At 56.4% G+C, this 24,196-nt stretch carries 17 protein-coding genes; 3 read left to right on the top strand and 14 right to left on the bottom strand.

Going from position 1 to position 24,196, the window contains the following annotated elements; translation table 11 throughout:
- The first annotated feature begins 38 nt into the window (after nt 1-38).
- Complete coding sequence (gene nfuA, locus AC0IXH_RS19695) at nt 39-614, top strand: Fe-S biogenesis protein NfuA (RefSeq protein ID WP_013204214.1); 576 nt, start codon at nt 39-41, stop codon at nt 612-614.
- Nucleotides 615-659: 45 nt separating this feature from the next.
- On the opposite strand, the gene malQ is transcribed toward nfuA, so the two are convergent.
- From malQ to glpE, 5 genes are all read right to left on the bottom strand, one after another.
- Nucleotides 660-2,768 carry a 4-alpha-glucanotransferase gene (gene malQ, locus AC0IXH_RS19690; RefSeq protein ID WP_471720880.1) on the bottom strand — a complete coding sequence of 703 codons (2,109 nt, stop codon included), beginning with the start codon at nt 2,766-2,768 and terminating at the stop codon, nt 660-662.
- Nucleotides 2,769-2,777: 9 nt separating this feature from the next.
- Nucleotides 2,778-5,177, bottom strand: coding sequence for a maltodextrin phosphorylase (gene malP, locus AC0IXH_RS19685; protein ID WP_013204216.1), 2,400 nt, complete (start codon nt 5,175-5,177; stop codon nt 2,778-2,780).
- 170 nt (nt 5,178-5,347) lie between these two features.
- Nucleotides 5,348-6,106, bottom strand: a complete 759-nt coding sequence (locus AC0IXH_RS19680) for a DeoR/GlpR family transcriptional regulator (protein ID WP_013204217.1) — start codon at nt 6,104-6,106, stop codon at nt 5,348-5,350.
- A gap of 38 nt (nt 6,107-6,144) precedes the next feature.
- Nucleotides 6,145-6,966 carry a rhomboid family intramembrane serine protease GlpG gene (gene glpG, locus AC0IXH_RS19675; RefSeq protein ID WP_041692446.1) on the bottom strand — a complete coding sequence of 274 codons (822 nt, stop codon included), beginning with the start codon at nt 6,964-6,966 and terminating at the stop codon, nt 6,145-6,147.
- A 69-nt stretch (nt 6,967-7,035) separates the two neighbouring features.
- On the bottom strand, nt 7,036-7,365 hold the full coding sequence (gene glpE, locus AC0IXH_RS19670; protein WP_013204219.1) for a thiosulfate sulfurtransferase GlpE: 330 nt from the start codon (nt 7,363-7,365) through the stop codon (nt 7,036-7,038).
- A 230-nt stretch (nt 7,366-7,595) separates the two neighbouring features.
- Between glpE and glpD the strand changes: the two genes are divergently transcribed.
- A complete protein-coding gene (gene glpD, locus AC0IXH_RS19665) occupies nt 7,596-9,104 on the top strand; it encodes a glycerol-3-phosphate dehydrogenase (RefSeq protein WP_013204220.1) in 1,509 nt (502 codons plus the stop codon).
- Between the two features lie 77 nt (nt 9,105-9,181).
- On the opposite strand, the gene glgP is transcribed toward glpD, so the two are convergent.
- The 6 genes from glgP to asd all read right to left on the bottom strand — a co-directional run bounded on the left by glgP (nt 9,182) and on the right by asd (nt 20,141).
- Nucleotides 9,182-11,629: a glycogen phosphorylase gene (glgP, locus tag AC0IXH_RS19660; protein WP_053141503.1), complete on the bottom strand. Its 2,448-nt coding sequence runs from the start codon at nt 11,627-11,629 to the stop codon at nt 9,182-9,184.
- A 19-nt stretch (nt 11,630-11,648) separates the two neighbouring features.
- Entirely contained in the window at nt 11,649-13,082 is a 1,434-nt protein-coding gene (gene glgA / locus AC0IXH_RS19655; protein ID WP_013204222.1) for a glycogen synthase GlgA, read from the bottom strand.
- 73 nt (nt 13,083-13,155) lie between these two features.
- Nucleotides 13,156-14,445 (bottom strand): glucose-1-phosphate adenylyltransferase, encoded by a 1,290-nt coding sequence (glgC, locus tag AC0IXH_RS19650; protein WP_013204223.1) that lies wholly within the window; start codon nt 14,443-14,445, stop codon nt 13,156-13,158.
- Nucleotides 14,446-14,457: 12 nt separating this feature from the next.
- On the bottom strand, nt 14,458-16,443 hold the full coding sequence (gene glgX / locus AC0IXH_RS19645) for a glycogen debranching protein GlgX (protein ID WP_346600148.1): 1,986 nt from the start codon (nt 16,441-16,443) through the stop codon (nt 14,458-14,460).
- Nucleotides 16,443-18,626: a 1,4-alpha-glucan branching enzyme gene (glgB, locus tag AC0IXH_RS19640; protein ID WP_013204225.1), complete on the bottom strand. Its 2,184-nt coding sequence runs from the start codon at nt 18,624-18,626 to the stop codon at nt 16,443-16,445. Before glgB ends, glgX begins: the two co-directional genes overlap by 1 nt.
- 405 nt (nt 18,627-19,031) lie before the next feature.
- Nucleotides 19,032-20,141 (bottom strand): aspartate-semialdehyde dehydrogenase, encoded by a 1,110-nt coding sequence (gene asd, locus AC0IXH_RS19635; protein ID WP_013204226.1) that lies wholly within the window; start codon nt 20,139-20,141, stop codon nt 19,032-19,034.
- Between the two features lie 275 nt (nt 20,142-20,416).
- On the opposite strand from asd, the gene AC0IXH_RS19630 reads away from it, so the two are divergent.
- Nucleotides 20,417-21,010, top strand: a complete 594-nt coding sequence (locus tag AC0IXH_RS19630) for a YhgN family NAAT transporter (protein WP_013204227.1) — start codon at nt 20,417-20,419, stop codon at nt 21,008-21,010.
- Between the two features lie 46 nt (nt 21,011-21,056).
- Here AC0IXH_RS19630 and gntU read toward each other — a convergent pair whose 3' ends face one another.
- The 3 genes from gntU to gntR form a co-directional block, all read right to left on the bottom strand.
- Entirely contained in the window at nt 21,057-22,397 is a 1,341-nt protein-coding gene (gntU, locus tag AC0IXH_RS19625) for a gluconate transporter (RefSeq protein ID WP_013204228.1), read from the bottom strand.
- Between the two features lie 10 nt (nt 22,398-22,407).
- Complete coding sequence (gntK, locus tag AC0IXH_RS19620; RefSeq protein WP_053141497.1) at nt 22,408-22,941, bottom strand: gluconokinase; 534 nt, start codon at nt 22,939-22,941, stop codon at nt 22,408-22,410.
- A 247-nt stretch (nt 22,942-23,188) separates the two neighbouring features.
- A complete protein-coding gene (gntR, locus tag AC0IXH_RS19615; protein WP_265909282.1) occupies nt 23,189-24,184 on the bottom strand; it encodes a gluconate operon transcriptional repressor GntR in 996 nt (331 codons plus the stop codon).
- Between the last annotated feature and the right edge of the window lie 12 nt (nt 24,185-24,196).

Here is a 24,196-nt window from a genome sequence, read left to right as displayed (position 1 = left end):
TATCGTTAATTAATTGTATAAACTATTGAGCAATCGCCATGATCCTAATTACTGATTCTGCGCAAGAGCACTTCGCAAAACTGCTGTCGAAACAGGAAGATGGCACACAAATCCGTGTATTCGTAATCAATCCAGGTACGCCAACAGCCGAATGCGGCGTCTCTTACTGCCCACCCGATGCAGTAGAAGCCACCGACACCGAACTGAAGTTTGAAAAGCTGTCGGCCTATATTGATGAACTCAGCGCCCCTTATCTGGAAGAGGCGGAAATCGATTTCGTTACCGATAACCTCGGTTCTCAGCTGACGCTGAAAGCGCCTAACGCCAAAATGCGTAAGGTGGACGATAATGCCCCGCTGATTGAACGCGTTGAGTACCAGCTCCAGGCGACCATCAACCCACAGCTGGCCAGCCACGGCGGTAAAGTCTCGCTGATGGAAATCACCGATGACGGTTACGCTATCCTGCAATTTGGTGGCGGCTGTAACGGTTGTTCTATGGTCGATGTGACCCTGAAGGAAGGCATCGAAAAAGAACTGCTGGTGGCTTTCCCTGAGCTGAAAGGCGTACGCGATCTGACTGAACACCAGCGCGGCGAGCACTCTTTCTACTGAGTGGCATTAACGGGCGGATCCTTCCGCCCGTTTTCATTTCCGGTTTTACTCCCCCGCTTTCTTAACGGATTTCCCGCTTAGCCCACCCGCCTTGCGCCTGCGATTAATATCCTTAATCAGCCGGTTAACCCGCACATCGGCAAACATCTCTTCCAGCGTCATGCTGAGCTTTCTGCGCCAGTTTGGGTATTGATCGGTGGTTCCGGGCACGTTGACCGGCTTATCCATATCCAGCCAGTCCTCCGGTTGCAGACCCAGAAGCGCACTGTTGCTGTCGGCAATAAATCGCTGCATCCCGCGATTCAACTCCGGAGTCATTTTCATCACGCTGGCTTTCTTGCCGTTGCTTTTAGACAGGCAGCCATATTGATGCAAGGCCGTCAGCAGAGCCTGCTTCTGTCTGGCGCGATCCTGATACAGCCGGTGCAGCACCACTTTGTCCGGGTAGAGCCCAAGCCGCTCCCCTAATACCAGATCGCCGGCATTCCAGAAGCCGCGCAGCGTTGGCAAGTCGTGGGTAGTGGCACTCGCCATCGACTGACGGGGCCAGGCGGCGGGTGAATGGTACTGGTCCATATTCTGCTGCTCGAAGTACAGCACCTTCCAGGAGTAGATACCGCCATCTCGCAGCAGTGAGACGATCTCCTTCGGCACCGTGCCCAAATCTTCGCCAATCACCATGCACTGATTGCGCTGGCTCTCCAGTGCGAGGATTGCCAGCAATTCTTCCACCGGATAGTAAACATAGGCACCGAAGTTGGCGGTTTCACCGTAGGGGATCCACCATAGCCGCAGCATCGACATCACATGATCGATGCGCAGCGCACCGCAGCTGGCCATATTCGCCCGAACCAGGTCGATAAATGGCTGATAGCCTCTGGCTGCCATAACGTGTGGATCCATCGGTGGCAGCCCCCAGTTTTGCCCCAGCGGCCCCAGAATATCCGGCGGCGCCCCAACGGAAGCGCCGAGGCAATACAGCTCCGGATCGCACCAGGTTTCCGAACCGCCTTCGGCCACGCCAACCGCCAGGTCACGGTATAAGCCGATCGGCATCTTGCGCTGCTGGCTCAGCTGCCAGCAGGCATCAAACTGCCGGTTTGCCAGCCACTGTAACCACAGCCAGAAGCGGATTTCACTCTCCTGCTGCTGGCAAAACTGCTGCACTTCTTTCGAGTGGGCCTGCTGCAAGGTCTTCGGCCACACGGGCCAGCCCCAACGATCGGGGTTGTCCGCCAGCATAATGCCATGCAGCGCATCATAGGCCGCCTGCCAGTAGAGGCTGCTACCGCCTTCGGCGATAAAATCCTCAAATTGCACCACGTCGGGATCGCTATTTTTGCGCTGGGTAAAATGCTGCCACGCATGACGCAGCCCGCTGATTTTCAGCTCGCCAACCCGTGCATAATCCACCCAGTCACTTTCACGGGCTTTGGCCAGCTGCTTTTGCGTGCCTTTTTGTTGCCACCAGCGTTGCGCCGCTTTGCCCTGCTGGAAATCCGGCACCTCAGCCACAGCGATATACAGCACGTTCAGCCAGCGCCGGGACGAGGGACTGTACGGGCTGGCGCTTTCCGGGTTCGCGGGATACAGCGAATGGATCGGATTCAGGCCGATAAACGCGCCACCCCGATCGGCCACTTCCGCCAGCAGGCGTTTTAAATCGCCGAAATCTCCCATTCCCCAGTTCTGTTCAGAACGCACGGTATACAGCTGAACGCAGGATCCCCACAGTTTTTTGCCCTGCAGCAACGGCTCAGGTTCATAGCAGCGCTTAGGGGCCACAATGATCCGGCACTGCCACTGCTTTCCAGCCTGCTGAAGATGCAGCTGATGGTAGCCGAAGGCCAGATTGGCCGGCAGCCGGATCGCTTCCCCACCGTTCACCGTTCCGCTGTGTTCCCGCCCGTTCTCCATCATCAGCTGCCACTGATATTCGCCCTTTCCACCGACCGGCAGTTGCAGCAAACGCTTACGAATAAACACTTTGCAGGCCGGTACCGGCCCGGGTTTTTCTTTGTGCTTCCCCGACATCGCCGCCAGCAGACGCTGACGGATGGCCACGCTGACCTCTTCCGCCTCACCACGGGCGTTGATGTATTTTGTGGCGATCCCGGCGGCGGCGGCTTCCTGTTCAAATTTCTTTTTGTCCATTGCGGCTCCTTAGCGCTTCGCCTGCCAGATACGCTGCTGATAATCGCGGATTGAGCGATCGGAACTGAACATCCCGGTACGGGCAGTGTTCAGGATGGTGGCGCGGGTCCAGGCTTCCCGATCGCGCCACAGGGTTTCCACCCGCTTTTGCGCCTCGATATAGCTGTTGAAATCCGCCAGCACCAGCCAGGGATCGCCGCCCTTATCCAGGCTGTGCAGCATCAGGTCGAAGGCATGTTTATCACCATCGCTGAAGAAGCCTTTTTCCAGCTCCTTCAGCAGGCCATCAAGATGCTTATCCTTCTTACGCAGCTTTTTCGGTGAATAGCCGCCCGCTTTCAGCGCCTTCACTTCATACACCGAGTTACCGAAGATAAAGATATTCTCTTCACCGACCTGTTCGGCAATCTCAACGTTTGCCCCATCCAGCGTGCCGATAGTTAACGCGCCGTTCAGCGCCAGTTTCATATTGCCGGTACCGGACGCTTCATAACCGGCAGTGGAGATCTGTTCGGAAAGGTCCGCCGCCGGGATCATCAATTCCGCCGCCGTAATCCGGTAGTCAGGGATAAACACCACTTTCAGCTTGTCGCCTACCAGCGGATCGTTGTTGATTTTCTCCGCCACTTTATTGATGGCGTAGATAATATTTTTGGCGAGGTAGTAGCCCGGTGCCGCTTTGGCACCAAACAGGAATACGCGCGGAACAACGTCTTTCTCAGGGTTTTCGCGCAGCGCTTTGTAGCAATGCAGGATGTGCAACAGACCCAGATGCTGGCGTTTGTACTCGTGCAGGCGTTTGATTTGCACATCGAACAGCGCATCCGGGCTGACCACAATGCCGGTCACCCGCTTGATATAGTCGGCCAGCCGCACCTTGTTATCGTGTTTGATCTGGCGATAACGCTTACGGAAGGCTTTATTATCGGCAAAGGGTTCTAGCCCTTTCAGCACATCCAGCTGATTGGCCCATTCGACCTTCAACGTCTCGTCGATCAGCCCGGCCAGCGCCGGGTTACACTGTTTTAGCCAGCGGCGCGGGGTGATGCCGTTGGTGACATTGTGGAATTTGTTCGGCCACAGCTGGTGATACTCGGGGAACAGATCTTTCACCACCAGCTCAGAATGCAGTGCCGCCACGCCGTTAACCGCAAAGCCACCGACCACGCAGAGGTTCGCCATCCGCAGCTGATGGTCGTAGAGCACCGCCAGCTTCTCCCACACCGCCTCTTCGCCAGGCCAGTGCTGCTCCACGACCTTTTTGAAGCGTTTGTTGATCTCGTTGACGATCATAAAATGGCGTGGCAACAGCGTGCGGAACAGTCGTTGATCCCAGCGCTCCAGCGCCTCCGGCATCAAGGTATGGTTGGTGTAAGCGAAGGTTCTGCTGGTGATGGCCCAGGCGTCGTCCCAGCTCATCTGATGATCATCGAGCAAGACGCGCAGCATTTCAGGAATGGCGATGGTGGGATGGGTATCGTTTAGCTGGATCACTTCATAATCCGGCAGCTCGGCGATATGGCGCCCGGCCAGATGATGGCGGCGCAGAATGTCGGCCACCGAGCAGGCACACTGGAAATACTGCTGCATCAGGCGCAGCTGCTTGCCTTCCTGATGGTTATCATTCGGATACAGCACTTTGGTCAGCTTCGCTGCGTCAATCCCCTGCTGTTCAGCCTTGAGGAACTTGCCGTCATTAAATAACGTCAGATCAAAGGGATGCGCATGCGTGGCCTGCCACAGTCGCAGTGGCTGAGTGATGCCGTTGCGATAGCCGGTGACGGGCAGATCCCAGGCCTCACCCCGCAGCGTAAACGCCGGTTCCCAGCGGGAGATACCGCCCTGTTTAACCACTTTACCGCCCAGTCCAACGTTCACATCCAGCGCCGCGTTATGGCGGAACCACGGATAGCTGTTGCGCTGCCAGTCGTCCGGCGCTTCAAACTGCTGGCCGTCAACAAAGGACTGGCGGAACAAGCCGTACTGATAGTTCAGCCCGTAGCCGATTGCCGGTTGTCCCACCGTCGCCATCGAATCGAGATAGCAGGCCGCCAGTCGCCCCAGCCCCCCGTTGCCTAATGCCGGATCGACCTCTTCTTCCAGCAGCTCGCTCAAATCGCACTGGTGCTTAGCCAGGCTGGCTTTGACCTCATCATACCAACCGAGATTCAGCAGGTTATTGCCGGTCAGCCTGCCGATTAAGAATTCCATTGAAATGTAGTTAACGTGGCGCTGTTTCCTGGTCGGTCTGGCCACCGGCAAGGCCGCCAGCATCTCGGCCAGTGCGCCGCTAAGGGCCTGCCACCATTGATGCTGCGTCATTTCACTGGCTGAAGCTAAACCAAGATGTTGCCACTGACGGGTAAGGGCCGCGTCAAAACGCGCCTGATTGAATTTCTGCTGCGACATACCGCTTCCTTATTAAAAGGGAAAAATGGCAAAGTGCAAACCGGCTTACGACTCTTACAGTTAAGACCGGAACAGAATAAATTGCTCGTTGAGGGAAAGATAAACTTGATACAAAAGAAGAAAGGAGAAAAGCGCGCGGCATCCTTGCCACAGTGTGCAGAGCCCGGGCGTTAGCACAGCTCCAGATGCACTTCGTGCTGCTCGATGGTCTGCATCACGCTCGGTGGCGGCGTCTCATCGGTAAACAGGTAGTCGATCAGGCTCATATTTCCCAGATTGACCATCGCGTTGCGGCCAAACTTGGAGTGGTCAGCGACCAGCATGACGCAGCGAGAGTTTTCAATAATCGCCCGCTTGGTGCGCACTTCGTGATAGTCGAAGTCCAGCAGAGAACCGTCCATATCGATGCCGCTGATCCCCAGAATGCCGAAGTCCAGGCGGAACTGAGAGATATAGTCGAGCGTCGCCTCACCCATAATGCCGCCATCACGGGTACGCACTTCGCCACCGGCAACGATCAGACTGAAATCGGGTTTCGACATCAGCAGCATCGCGACATTCAGGTTGTTGGTCACCACCCGCAGATTGCTGTGATTCAGCAACGCGTGCGCCACCGCTTCCGGCGTGGTGCCGATATCAATGAACAGCGACGCGCCGTCAGGGATCTGGCTGGCAACGCGCTGAGCAATACGCGCTTTTTCGGCCGACCACATCATCTTACGATCCTGCCAGGCGGTATTTTCCGAACTGGATGGCAGGGCAGCCCCGCCGTGATGACGTTGAATTTTATTCTGTTCTGCCAGGTCGTTCAGGTCGCGACGGATGGTTTGTGGGCTGACGGCAAAATGATCCACCAGCTCTTCCGTACTGACATATCCCTGACGACGCACTAATTCGATAATGGCGTCATGACGTTGCGTTTGCTTCACAAAACTCTCCTGTCCAGGCGTCCCTGCTGATGAATGCTTTAGGATCTTTTAACGTGTCGGGTATCAACAAATGCCATGGCCAGACCGACCAACAGGCCGGTAACGTGCGCGGCGTTGGCAATAGACAAGCCAAACCAGCCCATGTAGCCCACCACCAGCCAGACGACCGCGAAGGCCATCAGCCCACGTTCAAGGTAGATGCCACTTTGCGGGTCGCGCTCGCCTCTCAGCCACGCGTAGCCCATCAGGGCATAGACGGCGCCAGACAGGCCACCAAACATCACCCCACTGTATTTGGACTGCATCCAGCCACTGAGCAGCGCCGAGATCAGCAGGATGACAAACAGCTTGCCGCTGCCCAGCCTTTTTTCCACCGCGCCGCCCAGATACCACCACCACATCAGGTTAAAGGTGATGTGCAGGATCGAGAAGTGCAGCAGCGCATGGGTGAACCAGCGCCACAACTCAAAGTGCTGGTCTGCATCAGGCCAGGCCAGCAGGCTCATGACCGTCTGGTCGCCAAAAATCTGCATCAGCACAAAGACCACGATGCACATCACCATCACGGACAGCGTTAGCGGTCCGGCGCGCTCACGGATATTGGCCAACAGTGAGGAGCCCTGATAATGAATGCCGGACGAGGTGCTGCCTGAATGCCAGCTCGCCGCCTGATAGCGCGGGTGGTTCGGGTCGCGAATAAACTGGCTAAGTTCGTTTTCGACCAGATTGACTTTCGAATCATCATCCAGCCAAACCGTATAATGGTTATCGTGCTCCACACGCAGCTGGATGCCACGGGTTGCCATATAGTCCACAAAGGCTTGCGCCATGCGGGGGTTGGAGAATTCAGTGATGCGCATCATCGCCGTCGAAAGTCCCTGTTAATTAAAACGAAAGAACAGTATACCGCACTGTTTGAAGAGGGTCAGTTAAAGCGCAACGGCTTCCACCTGCTGCGGGAACACCACACGCCAGGCTTCAAAACCCCCATCAACGCTGAACACCTGATTAAATCCCTGGTTCAACAGATACTGCGCGGCACTTTTACTGCTGATGCCGTGATAGCACATCACCAGCACCGGCGTGTCGACATCCGACTGCGCGATAAAACCGGGCAGCGACTCATTGGTCAGATGAAAGGCCCCGCTGGCATGCGCGGCGGCATAACTCTGCGGATCGCGGATATCAACCAGCAGCGCGTTGTTGTCGGTCATCTGTGCCTGTGCCTGCTGCACGCTGATGCACTCAAATTGTTCCATGGTGGGTTCTCGTCAAAGTCAGACAAATCAGCCTTATTGTAACGCGAAGGTTGCCTGGAATAACCCGATATGTTGCAGGGTTAAGCGGCTTTTCTTTGCTCAATTATGTTACCTGCATCACGCATAAATGTTTTTATTCGGTTAACGCTGGCATCAATGTGCGAATACGATTATTATAATGCTCGAAAACGAACATTTAAGAACTATTCCGAACATCGGGGGAAGATGACGTGGAAACCAAAGATTTGATCGTAATCGGCGGCGGCATCAACGGCGCTGGCATTGCGGCTGATGCTGCAGGACGCGGCCTGTCTGTGCTGATGCTGGAAGCGCAAGATTTGGCCTGCGCGACCTCTTCCGCCAGCTCCAAACTTATCCACGGTGGCCTGCGCTACCTGGAGCATTACGAATTCCGTCTGGTCAGCGAAGCGCTGGCAGAACGTGAAGTGCTGTTGAAGATGGCACCGCACATCGCTTTCCCAATGCGTTTCCGTCTGCCGCACCGTCCGCATCTGCGTCCGGCGTGGATGATCCGCATCGGTCTGTTTATGTATGACCATCTGGGCAAACGCACCAGCCTGCCGGGCAGCAAAAGTTTGCGTTTTGGCTCAGATTCGGTACTGAAGCCTGAAATCGTGCGCGGTTTCGAATATTCCGACTGCTGGGTGGACGATGCGCGCCTGGTTGTGCTGAATGCACAGGAAGTTGAGAAGCGCGGTGGCGAAGTCCGCACCCGCACCAAAGTGACCCGCGCATGGCGTGAAAATGGCCTGTGGATGGTTGAAGCCGAAGATATCGACAGCGGCAAAACCTTCACCTGGCGTGCCAAAGGTCTGGTCAATGCCGCTGGCCCATGGGTTAAGCAGCTGTTTGATGATGGCCTGAAGCTGAAATCGCCATACGGTATTCGCCTGATTAAGGGCAGCCACATCGTGGTGCCACGCGTGCATACGCAGAAACAGGCTTACATTCTGCAGAACGAAGATAACCGTATCGTGTTTGTGATCCCGTGGATGGACGAATTCTCGATCATCGGCACCACCGACGTGGAATACAAAGGCGATCCGAAAAACGTCCATATCGACGACAACGAGACCGAATACCTGCTGAAAGTGTTCAACGGCCACTTTAAGAAGTCGCTGAGCAAAGAGGATATCGTCTGGTCTTACTCCGGCGTGCGTCCACTGTGCGATGACGAATCTGATTCACCGCAGGCGATCACCCGCGATTACACGCTCGACGTGCGCGATGATAACGGCCAGGCACCGTTGCTCTCCGTCTTTGGCGGCAAGCTCACCACTTACCGTAAGCTGGCTGAGCACGCGATGGAGAAATTGTCGAAGTACTATCCGAAAGCGGGCCCGGCCTGGACCAAAACCTGCGTGCTGCCAGGCGGAGATATTGCCGGTACGCGTGAAGATTACGCCGCCAGCCTGCGTCGCCGTTATCCGTTCATTACTGAAGGGATGGCCCGTCACTACGCCCGGACTTACGGTAGCAATACCGAGAAGCTGTTAAGCGGCGCGACCAGCCTGGAAGAGTTGGGCGAGCTGTTTGGTCACCACTTCTATGAAGCCGAACTGCGTTATCTGGTGGAAAACGAGTGGGTGCGTGAGCAGGATGATGCCCTGTGGCGCAGGACCAAAATCGGTATGTGGCTGAACGATGAGCAACGCGCCCGCGTTGGCGAATGGCTGGCTCAGCACGCGAAGAAACCGGCGCTGTCACTGGCTTCCTGATTCATCCCGTCGAGGTAAAGAAAAGGGGCAGAATGATTATTCTGCCCCTTTTGCATTTCTGCTTTTAACGCGCGGGATTACAACCGTACCGGTTTAATCCCCCAAATCTCATCAGCGTATTCCTGAATCGTCCGGTCCGAGGAGAAGTAGCCCATATTGGCGATGTTCAGCAGCGCCTTGCGGGTCCACTCATCCGGGTGACGATAAAGCGTATCCACCTTATCCTGGGTATCAACATAGCTGCGATAGTCGGCCAGCAGCTGGTAATGGTCGCCCAGATTGACCAGCGAATCGAACAGATTACGGTAGCGGCCCGGTTCCTGAGGACTGAAGGTGCCGGTGGCGATTTGCGTCAGCGCCTGATGCAGTTCCGCATCCTGCTCGTAAATCTTGTGCGCGCTATAGCCATTCTTGCGCAGCGCTTCGACCTGCGGCGTGGTGTTACCGAAGATAAACATATTCTCCTCGCCCACGTGCTCCAGCATCTCGACATTGGCACCATCCAGCGTGCCGATGGTCAGCGCGCCGTTCAGCGCAAATTTCATATTACTGGTGCCGGACGCTTCGGTCCCCGCCAGTGAAATCTGTTCCGAGAGATCTGCCGCCGGAATGATGATCTGCGCCAGACTGACGCTGTAGTTAGGCACAAAAACCACCTTCAGCCGGTTTCTCACCAGCGGATCGTTGTTAATGACCTTCGCCACATCGTTGATCAGGTGGATGATATGCTTCGCGGTGTAGTAAGCCGAGGCGGCCTTACCGGCAAAGATATTAACGCGCGGCACCCAGTCAGCATCAGGATCCTCTTTGATGCGGTTATAGCGGGTGATCACATGCAGCACGTTCAGCAGCTGACGCTTATATTCGTGGATGCGCTTGATCTGCACGTCAAACAGCGCGTGAGGATCGATAACCACCCCCATTTTCTGCGCAATATAGTCGGCCAGCCGCTTTTTGTTGTGCAGCTTGGCATCGCTGATCTGCGCCAGGAAGCTGGGGTAATCGATATGCTGCTTCAGCTCATCCAACTGGCTCAGCTCGGTACGCCAGGTGCGGCCAATCGCCTCATCCAGCACCCCGGAGAGTTCAGGATTCGCCAGCGCCAGCCAGCGACGCGGGGTCACGCCGTTGGTTTTATTGCAGAAACGGCCAGGGAACAGCGCGGCAAAATCCGCAAACAGCGACTGCACCATCAGATTGGAGTGCAGCTCAGAAACGCCGTTCACCTTGTGGCTGACCACAACCGCCAGCCAGGCCATACGAATTTTTCGGCCGTTGTTCTCATCAATGATCGAAATGCGTGACTGCAGATCCCAGTCGTCCGGGTAGTAATCCTGAATGGTTTTCAGGAAGTAATCGTTAATATCAAAGATGATTTGCAGATGGCGCGGCAGGATCTTGCCGATCATATCGACCGGCCAGGTTTCCAGCGCTTCGGTCATCAGCGTGTGGTTGGTATAGGAGAACACCTGACAGGTGACTTCAAACGCATCATCCCAGCTGAACTTATGCTCATCGATCAGCAGGCGCATCAGTTCCGGGATCGCCAGCACCGGGTGAGTGTCATTCAGGTGAATGGCAATCTTGTCGGCGAGGTTATCGAAGGTTTGATGCATCCGCCAGTGGCGGCTGAGGATATCCTGCACCGTGGCCGAGACAAGGAAATACTCCTGACGCAGCCGCAGTTCCCGGCCAGAATAGGTCGAGTCATCGGGATAGAGCACGCGGGACACGTTTTCCGAATGGTTCTTATCTTCCACCGCCGCAAAGTAATCGCCCTGGTTGAATTTCCCCAGATTGATTTCATTACTGGCCTGCGCTGACCACAGGCGCAGGGTGTTAGTGGCATCGGTGTCATAGCCCGGGATGATCTGGTCGTAGGCCATCGCCTGCACTTCTTCAGTTTCCAGCCAGCGCGATCGGCTGCCTTCCAGCTGGATACGTCCGCCGAAGCGCACTTTGTAGCGGGTATTAAAGCGCTGAAACTCCCAGGGATTACCGTATTCCAGCCAGTAGTCCGGGGACTCGGCCTGGCGACCATCAATGATATTTTGTTTGAACATGCCGTAGTCGTAGCGAATGCCATAGCCGCGGCCAGGCAATCCTAACGTGGCAAGGGAATCCAGGAAGCACGCAGCCAGTCGGCCTAAACCACCGTTCCCCAAACCCGGATCGCTCTCTTCTTCAATCAGGTCTTCCAGATTGAAGCCCATCTCCTCCAGCGCGGCCTGAGCATCATCGTACATGCCCATCGCCAGCAGCGCGTTGGAAAGGGTTCTGCCTACCAGAAACTCCATCGACAGGTAATACACCTGCCGCACATCCTGGGAAAGCTGCGCGCGGTTGGAACGCAGCCAACGCTCAACCATCCGATCCCTGACCGCCAGCAGCGTGGCATTCAGCCATTCATGCTTGTTGGCAATCGAGGGATCTTTACCGATGGTAAACATCAATTTATAGGCAATCGAGTGCTTCAGCGCATCGACGCTGAGCGTGGGAGCGGTATAGGTGAAAGGTGCGTTCATATCAAAATTCCCATAGCCATTACAACAGTCGTTGATAGAGATCGCGGTAGGCCACAGCGGCCACCTGCCAGCTAAAATCCATCCCCATCGCCTGACGCTGCACGTAGCGCCAAAGTGAAGGACGGGACCACAGTACAAAAGCACGGCGGATAGCCCTCAGTAAAGACCAGGCATTGCTGTCCTCAAAAACAAATCCGCTGGCCATGCCATCGGCGAGGTTTTCCAGCGAACTGTCATTGACCGTATCCGCCAGTCCACCGGTGCGCCTGACCAGCGGTAAGGTGCCGTATTTCAGGCCGTACAGCTGGGTCAGTCCACAGGGTTCAAAACGGCTCGGGACCATAATCACGTCGGCACCGCCCATAATGCGGTGGGAGAATGCTTCATGATAGCCAATCTGTACACCCACCTGGCCCGGATATTCGGCCGCCGCCGCAAGAAATCCTTGTTGCAGTACGGCATCTCCGGCGCCCAGTAATACCAGCTGTCCGCCCTGCTCCAGCAGGCCAGGCAAGGCTTCCAGCACCAGATCCAATCCTTTCTGTTTGGTCAGCCGGCTGACCACCGCAAAGACCGGGACCTTGTCATCAATCTTCAGGCCCATGGTGATCTGCAGCTGGCGTTTGTTCTCGACCTTGGCATCCAGCACATCGCGGTTATAGCGCGCGTTAAGCAGCAGGTCTTGCGCCGGGTCCCAGATGGCCGGATCGACCCCGTTGAGGATCCCGGTCAGCCGGCCCTCAAGCTGTCGCTGCTTCAGCAGATCTTCCATGCCGTAACCATACTCCGGCAGGGTGATCTCCCGGGCGTAAGTAGGACTGACGGCGGTAATATGGTCAGCATAAAACAGGCCGGCCTTCAGGTAAGAAATCTGCCCGAAGAACTCCAGCCCGAACATGTTGAAGAATGACCAGGGTAACTGGATGTCATCCATATGCTTGGCGGCAAACAATCCCTGATATGCCAGATTATGGACAGTAAATACCGATTTTGCTGGACGGCCACGAGCCGCCAGATAGGCGCAGGTTAGCCCGGCATGCCAGTCATGCGCATGGACCACCTCAGGTCGCCAGTAAGGATCCAGCCCACAGGCCAGTTCACAGCCAATCCAGCCCAGCAGCGCAAAGCGGAGATAGTTATCCGTATACGCGAACTGTGACTCGTCGTGATAAGGGCTGCCGGGTCTGTCATACAAACCCGGCGCATCTATCAGGTAAATCCCTACGCCATCAAACTGCCCATAGAGCAGCTCCACGTAGCCCGCGAACGTTTGCAGCCTTGCCACGACCTCTGTGTCCGGGATCCCTTTCTTTAAATCAGGGAAGCCTGGAAGCAGGACTCTGGTATCAATGCCTTCTGCAATTTGCGCCGCCGGTAATGCCCCAACAACATCAGCAAGCCCGCCGGTTTTAAGCAGCGGGAAAATTTCTGAACAGACATGTAAAACCTGCATTATCGGCTCCTTTACGGTGTGCTGACGCGGTCCTCCGCATCAAAAACCTTGCCCAGACTGAACTGCTTCTTAGTTAACTGCGCCAGCCCAATTTGGCCAGCATGGATCGCGTCACCAGTACGATCCCCTCTTCGGAACGGTAAAAACGCCGCGCATCGTCATCGGGATTTTCACCGATTACCGTACCCTCCGGCAGCTCGCAGGCTCGGTCAATCACACAGCGGCGCAGGCGACAGGATCGCCCCACGACCACATCCGGCGAGAGAACTGAGGATTCGATATTGCAGAAAGAGTTGATTCGAACGCGGGAGAACAGCACCGAATTCACCACCACCGAGCCGGAAATAATGCACCCGCCCGACACCAGCGAATTCATGGTCATACCGTGACTGCCTGAGCGATCCTGCACAAATTTCGCCGGGGGAAGCGGCTCCATATGGGTGCGGATCGGCCAATCGCGGTCATACATATCTAACTCTGGCGTCACCGAGGCCAGATCGAGGTTGGCTTTCCAGTAAGCTTCCAGAGTTCCCACATCGCGCCAGTAAGGCGGCGCGGTCTCATCACTTTGCACGCAGGAGATGCTGAAGGAGTGCGCCAGCGCCTCACCGGTGGAGACAATCTGCGGCAGAATGTCTTTACCAAAGTCATGGTTGGATTCGGGATTTTTAAGGTCTTCTTCCAGCAACTCATAGAGATAGTCTGCGGTAAACGCATAGATCCCCATGCTGGCCAGCGCCTGCGTTTTATCGCCCGGCATATGCGGCGGATCGGCCGGTTTTTCGAGGAATTCCACTACGCGGCTTTCATCGTTAACCGCCATGACGCCGAACGCGCTGGCTTCTTCGATCGGCACAGGCAGACAGGCGATGGTGCATTTGGCGTCATTTTCCACATGGTCCAGCAACATCCGCGAGTAATCCATTTTGTAGATATGGTCACCCGCGAGGATCACGATGTACTTCGCCTGATAACGACGAATAATATCGAGATTCTGCGTGACCGCATCCGCCGTCCCGCGATACCAGTGTTCCGTTGCCTGACGTTGCTGCGCAGGCAGCAGGTCGACAAACTCGTTCATCTCCTCGTTGAGGAAAGACCAGCCACGCTGGATATGCTGCACCAGCGTGTGGGATTGATACTGGGTGATCACCGCGATCCGCCGGATCCCGGAGTTCAGGCAGTTCGACAGCGCAAAGTCGATAATGCGAAATTTGCCGCCGAAGTGGACAGCAGGTTTTGCACGTTTCGCGGTGAGATCTTTCAACCGGGTACCACGTCCACCGGCAAGGATGAGGGCTACAGTTTGTGTCGGCAATTGTCTTGCCAGCATCAGGGGATCGTTCTTCTCTAATTTGATCATGTCTGACTCCTGTTATGATTGCTTTTGGAACACGCACACACCGTGGGCTGGTCCATGCCAGACAGTTATAAGGATCGGGTTATCATCCCCGGCGAAGGGTGGAATGGCATGCCATTCCCCTTGAGGCAGTTGTAAATCGCACACTTCTTCGGTGGCGTTAAACGTAATTAACCAGTTCTGAGACAGGCGAATTTGCAGACGATGCGCCCCGTTTCGCCACTCCTCAACGCTCAACGGCTGACCCGTGGGTCCCAGCCACTCAACGTTTCCATCCCCTTCCTGCCACCAGCTATCGCTCTGCAGCGCAGGGATCTTGCTGCGCAGATGGATTAAGGCGGCAGTGAAGTTAAACAGCCCGCTGTCATTGTTTTCCCAGTTAAGCCAGGTCAACTCGTTATCCTGACAGTAGGCGTTATTGTTGCCGTGCTGGCTGTGGCTGTGCTCGTCACCCGCTAACAGCATCGGTGTGCCCTGCGCCAGTAACAGCGTGGTCAGCATGGCGTGCACGCTGCGGCGGCGATGTTCAGCCACCAGCAACGGCGCGTTCAGCCCTTCCACACCGTGGTTGTGGCTGAAATTGCTGTTGTTGCCATCGCGGTTATCTTCACCGTTGGCTTCGTTATGTTTGTCGTTGTAGCAAACCACATCGCACAGGGTGAAACCGTCATGGGCGGTGATCAGATTGATGCTGGCCGACGGCAATCGCCCAGGCTGTTGGAACACGTCGCTGGACGCAGCAAAACGCTTCACCAACTCGCCATTGGAGATGTCGCCATACAGCCAGTACCGGCGCACAACGTCGCGGAAATGGTCATTCCATTCGGCAAACGGCGGCGGGAAGTTCCCCACCTGGTAACCGCCTGGCCCGATATCCCAGGGCTCAGCAATCAGCTTGCAGGCCGATAACAGGGGATCGGCCTGGATTGCCTGGAACATCTCCGCATCGCGCTGGTATTCCGGCGTACGGCCTAAGATGGTGGCGAGATCGAAGCGGAAGCCATCGACGTGGCACTCCTCCACCCAGTAACGCAGGCAGTCCAGCGTCCAGGTCATCACTTTCGGATGGCTGATGTTCAGCGTGTTGCCGCAGCCGGTCCAGTTCTGATAGCCACCCTGATCGTCGAGCCAGTAATAGCTTTTATTGTCGACACCGCGTTTGGACAGCGTCGGGCCGGTCTCTTCCAGCTCGGCGGTGTGGTTAAACACCACGTCGAGGATCACTTCGATGCCCGCCGCATGCAGCGCCTTCACCGCCTGCTGGAACTCATCGCGCGGATGCACCCCGTTAACGCCGGAGGCATAACGCGCATCCAGTGCATAAGGCGCCAGCGGGTTGTAGCCCCAATAATTGGTCAGCCCAAGGCGCAGCAAACGCGGCTCGTGAGCAAAATACGCCACCGGTAACAGCTCCAGACTGGTGATGCCGAGGCGTTTGAAATAGCTGATCATCACCGGATGGCCCAGCGCCGCATAGGTACCCTGGATCTCCGCAGGAATGCCCGGATGGCGCTTGGTCAGCCCACGAACGTGCGCTTCATAGATCACGGTCGAGCCCCAGGGCACGCGCGGTGGCTGGTCATCTTCCCAGTCAAAATCATTGGCCAGCACCACGCTTTTCGGTGCCACTGCCGCGCTGTCTTCGCAATTCATCTCCGTTTCACCGCACTGGAAACGCGGATCGTCGGTGACTTCGCCTTCCACTTCGCGGGCGCAGGGATCGACCAGTAATTTATTGGGATTGAAGCGGTGTCCGGCATCGGGCTGCCACGGGCCATACACCCGGTAGCCATAGCGCTGGCCGGGTTTTATCGCCGGCAGATAGCCATGCCAGATATCGCCGGTATGCCCCGGTAAATCCACGCGTGTTTCCTGGCCCTGCTCGTCAAACAGACAGAGCACCACGCGCTCTGCATGCTGTGAGAACAGCGTAAAGTTCACGCCTTTGCCGTCGTAATCAGCGCCGGAAGGCGTGGCTTTGCCAGGAAGCACGGGGCTCATCACGCCTCCCTCGCCAGCCAGACGGTGGACAGCGGCGGCAAGGTCATGCTCACCGAGTGTTCACGATTGTGGCTGGGCTGCGGATCGCTGTGGATTGCGCCCTGATTACCGGCATTGCTGCCGTGATAATGGCTGGAGTCGGTGTTGAGCACTTCCCGCCAGCTGCCCGCGCCGGTGACGCCAAAGCGGTAGTTCTCACGGGTGACCGGCGTAAAGTTGCTGACAACCATCAGCTCGTTGCCCTCGCGATCGCGGCGCACAAAGACAAACACCGAATTTTCGAAATCGTCCACCACCAGCCATTCGAAGCCCATCGGGTCGAAGTCGAGCTGATAGAGCGCGGGATGGGCACGGTAGGTGTGGTTTAAATCGCGTACCAGCCGCTGCACGCCGTTATGCCAGTTGTCGTGCCCTTCCAGCAGATGCCAGTCGAGGCTGACGTCATGGTTCCACTCTTTGCCCTGCGCAAACTCGTTGCCCATAAACAGAAGCTTTTTGCCGGGGAAGCCGAACATCCAGCCGTAGTAAGCACGCAGGTTGGCGAATTTTTGCCAGGCATCGCCCGGCATGCGGTCCAGAATCGATTTCTTGCCGTGAACCACCTCATCGTGCGACAGCGGCAGCACAAAGTTTTCGGTGGAGTTATAGAGCATGCCAAAGGTCAGGTTGTTGTGGTGATGCTTGCGATGCACCGGATCCAGCTTCATATAATCCAGCGTGTCGTGCATCCAGCCGAGATTCCACTTGTACCAGAAGCCCAGACCGCCCATTTCCGGCGGACGTGAGACGCCAGGGAAATCGGTCGACTCTTCGGCTACCGTTACCGAGCCCGGTGCGGCGGAGCCCAGCGTGCGGTTGGTGTAGCGCAGGAAGGCGATAGCTTCCAGATTCTCTCTGCCGCCCAGGTGGTTAGGCACCCATTCCCCTTCGGCACGGCTGTAATCGCGGTAGATCATTGACGCCACCGCATCGACGCGCAGCCCGTCAATGCCGAAGCGCTCAATCCAGTACAGGGCGTTGCCCGCCAGATAATTGCTGACCTCGCGGCGGCCGAAGTTGTAAATCAGCGTGTTCCAGTCCTGATGGTAGCCTTCGCGCGGATCGCCGTGCTCGTACAGCTCGGTGCCATCAAACTTTGCCAGGGCAAAGTCATCGGAAGGGAAATGGCCCGGCACCCAGTCGAGCAGCACGTTCAGCCCGGCTTCATGCGCCGCGGCAACGAAGTTACGGAAGTCATCACGGGTACCAAAACGCCGGGTTGGCGCGTACATGCCGGTCGGCTGATAGCCCCAACTGCCATCGAACGGATGTTCGTTAATCGGCATCAGCTCAAGGTGGGTGAAGCCCATCTCTTTGGCATAGGGCACCAGCTGTTCGGCCAGCTCTTTGTAGCTCAGCCAGAAATTGTTATCGGTGTGCCGACGCCATGACCCCAGATGCACCTCATAAATCGAGATCGGTTGGTCAAAATCATTGGCGCGACGACGGGCCTCCGGCATCTCGGTTTTCGGGGGTATCCCACAAATCATCGAGGCACTGTCCGGCCGCATCTGCGCTTCAAATGCATAGGGATCGGCCTTCAGCCGCAGCTGACCGTGCAGATCGATAATTTCGAATTTATACAGCTGCCCGTGGATCGCGCCGGGAACAAACAGCTCCCAGACGCCAATCTCCTGGCGAAAACGCATCGGATGGCGACGGCCATCCCAGAAGTTGAAATCACCCACAACCGAGACGCGCTGGGCATTCGGCGCCCAGACGGAGAAGCGCGTGCCGATAACGCCATCAATCACGTCCGCATGGGCGCCCATAGTTTCGTACGGGCGAAGGTGCGTGCCTTCAGCCAACAGCCAGCTGTCCATTTCCGCCAGCAGTGGACCAAAGCGGTAGGCATCATCAATCAGGTTTTGCTGACCATGCCAGGTGACGGCCAGCTGGTAGCGGAAGGGGTTTTTACGTCGTGGAACCACGCCGTGGAAAAAACCACGGGAGTCCAGGCATTCAAGCTGAGCGCATTTGCGCCCGGTATTGGTTTCAATCACCCAGACTTCGGTTGCATCAGGCAGCATTGCCCGTACTTCGAGGCCGCTCTCGGTCTGATGCATACCAAGGAACGAAAATGGGTCTGCATAGTGGCCGGAAATTAATTCATTAATAAGCCGACGATCCGTAAGCTCGGACATGACTTTCTTCCCTTGATGGTTGGCAGGCAATCTCTTGTTACCCCAAAAAGGCAACGAATGCTCTGCTCTTTATTGAACCAAAAGCACGCTGACCGGAAAGGTAGCCATCCAGTGCGAAAACCGCCGCAGCGTGCGACAACTTCATCAGATAAGGTAAAGCGTTTCGGGCCGTGTCCCGCAAGCAGTCCCGGCCCGTTATGTTTCAATGATATTTTTAAGCATAGCCAGGGCGCGGCTAAAGCCAGCACCGAAAACATAAAAATATGCCTTTCAGATCAAACTTTCGGAGATTGGTGACGGACAAGTCGGAAAACGCGGGAGGGAAAGCGCAGCAGGAGGCGGATGGCAAATAAAACACCCCGCTGCCAGAGGCGAACGGGGTGTGGGTAACGCGGCGTTTAAGGTTTAGCCAACCAGCAGACGCAGCATGCGACGCAGCGGCTCAGCGGCACCCCATAGCAGCTGATCGCCGACGGTGAAGGCAGACAGATATTCCGGCCCCATATTCAGCTTACGCAGACGCCCTACCGGCGTTTTCAGCGTACCGGTCACCGCAGCAGGCGTCAGCTCACGCATGGTCAGCTCGCGGTCGTTTGGCACCACGTGGACCCAGTCGTTATGGGAAGCCAGCAGCTGCTCCACTTCTTGCAGCGGCACGTCTTTTTTCAGCTTCAGCGTGAAGGCCTGGCTGTGGCAGCGCAGCGCCCCAACGCGAACGCACAGTCCATCGACCGGGATCACGCTGGCTGGCTGCAGTATTTTGTTGGTTTCGGCCTGGCCCTTCCACTCTTCGCGGCTCTGACCATTTTCCAGCTGCTTGTCGATCCACGGGATCAGGCTGCCAGCCAGGGGCACGCCGAAGTTATCGGTCGGCAGCACGCCGCTGCGGCCCATCTCGGTCACTTTACGCTCGATGTCGAGGATCGCAGAGGCCGGGTTCTGCAGCTCTTTCGCCACGTGGTTATGCAGCATGCCCATCTGCGTCAGCAGTTCACGCATGTGACGTGCGCCGCCGCCGGAGGCCGCCTGATAGGTGGCCACTGAAGCCCACTCCACCAGGTTGTTAGCAAACAGGCCACCCAGCGACATCAGCATCAGGCTGACGGTACAGTTACCGCCGGCGAAGGTTTTGATGCCTTTGTCCAGGCCCTGATGGATAACGTTATGGTTGACCGGATCGAGGATAATCAGCGCATCGTCGTTCATACGCAGGGTTGAAGCGGCATCAATCCAGTAACCCTGCCAGCCGGCAGCACGCAGTTTTGGATAGATTTCAGTGGTATAGTCGCCACCCTGACAGGTAATAATAATATCCAGCGCTTTCAGCGCCTCGATATTGAAGGCATCCTGCAAGGTTCCGGCAGACTGCCCGCCAAACTCAGGGGCCGGCTGGCCGTGCTGAGAAGTCGAGAAAAAGACCGGGCGGATCACGTCGAAGTCACGTTCTTCTACCATGCGCTGCATAAGAACGGATCCAACCATGCCACGCCAACCGATAAGTCCTACTGATTTCATGATGCACCTGCTGCAGACCACTGGCTTGCCCGGCCAGTCAATGGCGGGGGGAGAGTAGACCTGACCTGTTAAAGTTATAAGAAAGAAGTATGGTTAACACCTTACAAAATGCTGCAAAAGTGGCAAGTGAATTAAATCGATTATCGGCAAATTTTTAGCAATATCGCTAATATACCCGTAATAATTCAGCAAACGGGCAGGCGGATAGCGCCAGACCTGTCGGCTGGAAAATGCAGGGTATTGGCCGCTAACGGCGCTTAACAGAGATGGATACGATGACTGAAATGATCTCAGCAACGATATTATTGTTGCTTATTATGGATCCGCTGGGCAATTTGCCGATTTTTATGTCGGTTTTGAAGCATCTGGAGCCTAAACGTCGACGGGTGGTGTTGATTCGCGAAATGCTGATCGCGCTGGTGATCATGCTGCTGTTTCTGTTTGCCGGCGAGAAAATCCTCGCCTTCCTGAATCTGCGCACGGAAACCGTGTCGATTTCCGGCGGCATCATTCTTTTTCTGATCGCCATTAAAATGATCTTCCCTTCGCATGAAAGTAGCAGCAGCGGATTGCCTGCCGGCGAAGAACCCTTCCTGGTGCCGCTGGCCATTCCGCTGGTGGCAGGCCCGTCGCTGCTGGCCACCCTGATGCTGCTGTCGCATCAGTATCCCGATCAGATGACGCATTTGGTCGGCGCACTGATGATTGCCTGGGGCGCAACGGTATTTATCCTGCTGATGTCCGGCGTATTTTTACGGCTGCTGGGGGAGAAAGGCGTTAACGCGCTGGAAAGGCTGATGGGCTTGATTCTGATTATGCTGGCGACCCAGATGTTCCTCGATGGTATCCGGGCCTATCTGAAGATTTAAACAAAAAGGGCGCTCATTGAGCGCCCTTCTGCTATTCAGCTGCCCATCAGGACAGCAGCTCGAAGGCAATCATGCCGACGATAGCGCCGACGGTCCCCAGAATGGTTTCCATCATCGTCCAGGTTTTCAGCGTCTGGGCTTCCGTTGCGCCGGTAAAGCGGCCGAACAACCAGAAACCGGCGTCGTTAACGTGGCTGAAGATAATCGAACCCCCGGCGATACAGATCGACAGCGCTGCCATCTGCGCGCCTGAATAATGCAGCGGCTCAATCACCGGCATAATCAGGCCAACCGTGGTCAGGCAGGCAACCGTTGCTGAACCCTGAATGATGCGCACCGCACCGGCCAGAATAAAGCACGCCAGCGCCACCGGCAGACCCGCGCCGGTCAGCGCGTTACCCAGTGCCGGACCAACGCCCGAATCCACCAGCACCTGCTTGAACACGCCACCGGCACCAATCACCAGCAGGATAATCCCGGCAGGTTGCAGCGCGCTGCCGCAAATCTGCATCACCCGCTCTTTATCCATCCCCTGACGGTACGCCAGGCCATAAATCGCCACCAGGCACGCCAGCAGAATGGCGATAAACGGGTGGCCAATGAACTCCAGCCACTCGTACAGACGCGTGCCGGGATCGGTAAAGCGGGCACCAATGGTTTTCAGTCCCACCAGCACCAGCGGGAACAGGATCAGCGACAGGCTGAAGCCAAACGAGGGTAGCTTGCTCTCATCAAAATCCGGATGGGTGGTTTCGGTGGGCAGCGTGAAGGTCACGTGACGGCTGATAAAGTTACCGAACAGCGGACCGGCAATCAGCATGCTTGGGATCGCCGCGCACACGCCCAGCAGGATCATCCAGCCAAAGTCGACGTGCATCTGCGAGGCCAGCAGCATCGGCGCAGGGCCGGGGATCAGGAAGGCCGCGGACGCCGCCACGCCGGCAAACAGCGGAATAACCAGCTTCACCAGGTTGTCGTTGGTCCGACGCGCCACGGCAAAGGCAATGCTTATCAGCAGCACGATCGCCACTTCAAAGAACAGCGGCAGCGCGCAGATTAAACCGGCCACGCCCATCGCATAGTGCGCGCGGCTCTGGCCAAAGGTCTTCAGCATCTTGATGGCGATCTGATCGACCGCGCCCGTTTCATGCAGAATTTTGCCGAACATTGCCCCCAGCGCAACCACAATCGCGAGGAATCCCAGCGTGCCACCCATGCCTTTCTGCATGGTGTCCGCAATTTTATCGAGCGGCATACCGGAGAAGATCCCGGCCCCGACAGAAACTAACATCAGAGCGACAAAGGCGTGCATACGCGCTTTCATCACCAGGAACAGCAGCAGTAAAACAGAACCCGCTGCGGTCAAAACCAGTGTTGCAGTAGCCATTACATCCAACTTATTTTTTTATCGCGCCTTCGATAGTGGTAATGGTCGCAGCCACAACCTCATCCAGCGTCTGATTAATGTCCACGACCAGCACATCGCGCTCATCAGTGCCCGGCTCTTCCAGCGTGGAAAACTGGGTGACCAGCATTTGCGGCTTGAAGAAGTGCCCTTTGCGCGCGCGCAGACGGGATTCAATGGTGTCGAAATCGCCCTGCAGATAGACGAAGGACAGGTTGTCGTTGCCTTTGCGCAGGATGTCGCGGTAACTCTTTTTCAGCGCCGAGCAGACAATCAGCGAGATGTCGTTGGTGCGCTGCATGGCGAACGCCGCATCGTTGATCGCTTCCAGCCAGGGTTTACGGTCATCATCATTGAGCGGATGGCCTTCAGACATTTTCTCGATGTTGGCGCGAGGATGAAGAAAATCCCCGTCAAGGAACGCCGCCTTCAACTGGTGTGCAACGGCGTTGGCAACAGCTGATTTGCCGCTTCCGGATACGCCCATCAACACGAACACGTGATTGGACGAAGGGGATGTTTTCATTATTTATGCTCCGGCAGAGAAGTCTATGGAGATGGCCGTTCTGGGTCAGCCCAATTTGTTATCGGTAACATTGTCTGGACGGCCGTCCGCTAAGGCAACAGCTGGGGAGGAAAAAGCTGGTAAATGTGAAGTAGCTCAAAAAAATGACAGTTTCAGAGTGATGGCGGCACAAAGGGACAACTTTCATCCACAGCGCGCGGGCAGCAAACCCTCTTGCCCACACGCAGTGGATAAATCCGCCCTGCCGTCAGATACTGCCACCTTCCGAAATGGTAAAGCCGACATTCACCTGTTTGGCGTCGCGCGACTCACCGCGGATGCTGGACAGCAGCAGTGCGGCAGATTCACGACCCATTTTTTCACGCGGTGTCACCACCGTTGCCAGTTCAGGTGTTACCACCTGAGTAATATCATGGCCGTGAAAACCGGCAATCGCCATTTCCTGGGGCACCCGCAATCCCTGACGCTGGCATTCGAACATCGCGCCGACCGCCAGGTCATCGTTGGTACAAAACAGGCTGTCGGTGTCGGGATAGCGGCGCTGGGCTTCCTTCAGCAGGGTTGCGCCCATCGAGAAAGAGGACGCCTCTTCCATCATGATGCTGCGCGGCTCCAGGCCGGCTTCCCGCATCGCCTTCTCGTAGCCCTGCTGCTTAAGCAAGGTACGCTCATCCAGGCGGGCGCCAAGGTACACCGTACGGCGATGGCCTTTCTGCAGAATGGCATGGGTCATTTGCCGCGCGGCTTCGACGTTATCGAAGCCGACCGCCATATCCAGGCAAGGCGACACCGAATCCATCATTTCCAGCACCGGGATACCGGCGGTTTCCAGCATCCGCAGGCTGGCGGCGGTGTGGGTGCGTTCGGTGAGGATCAGGCCATCAATGTTCCAGGCCAGCAACGAGCGGATTTGCAGCTCTTCTTTTTCCGCACTGTAGCCGAAGTGGCCCAGCATGGTCTGGTAGCCCGCGGCATCGGTTACCGCTTCAATGCCGCGCAGCACATCGGCGAACACCTGGTTGGTCAGCGAGGGAAGCAGCACGCCAATGGCGCGACTGGTGGAATTAGACAAAATATCGGGGGCTTTATTGGGGATGTAACCCAGCTCATCCAGCGCCTCGGCAATCCGGCTCTGTAAGGCAACAGAAACCTGATCGGGATTACGCAGATAGCGGCTGACGGTCATTTTGGTGATGCCCACACGATCGGCAACATCCTGTAATACCGGTCTTTTCTTCTTCATTATTGTAAAGGG

Source organism: Erwinia sp. AC075, from assembly GCF_979253995.1.
The sequence above is the reverse complement of the archived record's forward strand: the minus strand, read 5'-3'. Positions and strand labels throughout refer to the sequence as shown.

Coding starts and splice junctions, on each gene's coding strand:
- nfuA (WP_013204214.1), top strand. CDS start 39: ATGATCCTAATTACTGATTCTGCGCAAGAGCACTTCGCAAAACTGCTG.
- malQ (WP_471720880.1), bottom strand. CDS start 2,768: ATGGACAAAAAGAAATTTGAACAGGAAGCCGCCGCCGCCGGGATCGCC.
- malP (WP_013204216.1), bottom strand. CDS start 5,177: ATGTCGCAGCAGAAATTCAATCAGGCGCGTTTTGACGCGGCCCTTACC.
- glpG (WP_041692446.1), bottom strand. CDS start 6,966: ATGCGCATCACTGAATTCTCCAACCCCCGCATGGCGCAAGCCTTTGTG.
- glpE (WP_013204219.1), bottom strand. CDS start 7,365: ATGGAACAATTTGAGTGCATCAGCGTGCAGCAGGCACAGGCACAGATG.
- glgP (WP_053141503.1), bottom strand. CDS start 11,629: ATGAACGCACCTTTCACCTATACCGCTCCCACGCTCAGCGTCGATGCG.
- glgA (WP_013204222.1), bottom strand. CDS start 13,082: ATGCAGGTTTTACATGTCTGTTCAGAAATTTTCCCGCTGCTTAAAACC.
- glgC (WP_013204223.1), bottom strand. CDS start 14,445: ATGATCAAATTAGAGAAGAACGATCCCCTGATGCTGGCAAGACAATTG.
- glgX (WP_346600148.1), bottom strand. CDS start 16,443: ATGAGCCCCGTGCTTCCTGGCAAAGCCACGCCTTCCGGCGCTGATTAC.
- glgB (WP_013204225.1), bottom strand. CDS start 18,626: ATGTCCGAGCTTACGGATCGTCGGCTTATTAATGAATTAATTTCCGGC.
- asd (WP_013204226.1), bottom strand. CDS start 20,141: ATGAAATCAGTAGGACTTATCGGTTGGCGTGGCATGGTTGGATCCGTT.
- AC0IXH_RS19630 (WP_013204227.1), top strand. CDS start 20,417: ATGACTGAAATGATCTCAGCAACGATATTATTGTTGCTTATTATGGAT.
- gntU (WP_013204228.1), bottom strand. CDS start 22,397: ATGGCTACTGCAACACTGGTTTTGACCGCAGCGGGTTCTGTTTTACTG.
- gntK (WP_053141497.1), bottom strand. CDS start 22,941: ATGAAAACATCCCCTTCGTCCAATCACGTGTTCGTGTTGATGGGCGTA.
- gntR (WP_265909282.1), bottom strand. CDS start 24,184: ATGAAGAAGAAAAGACCGGTATTACAGGATGTTGCCGATCGTGTGGGC.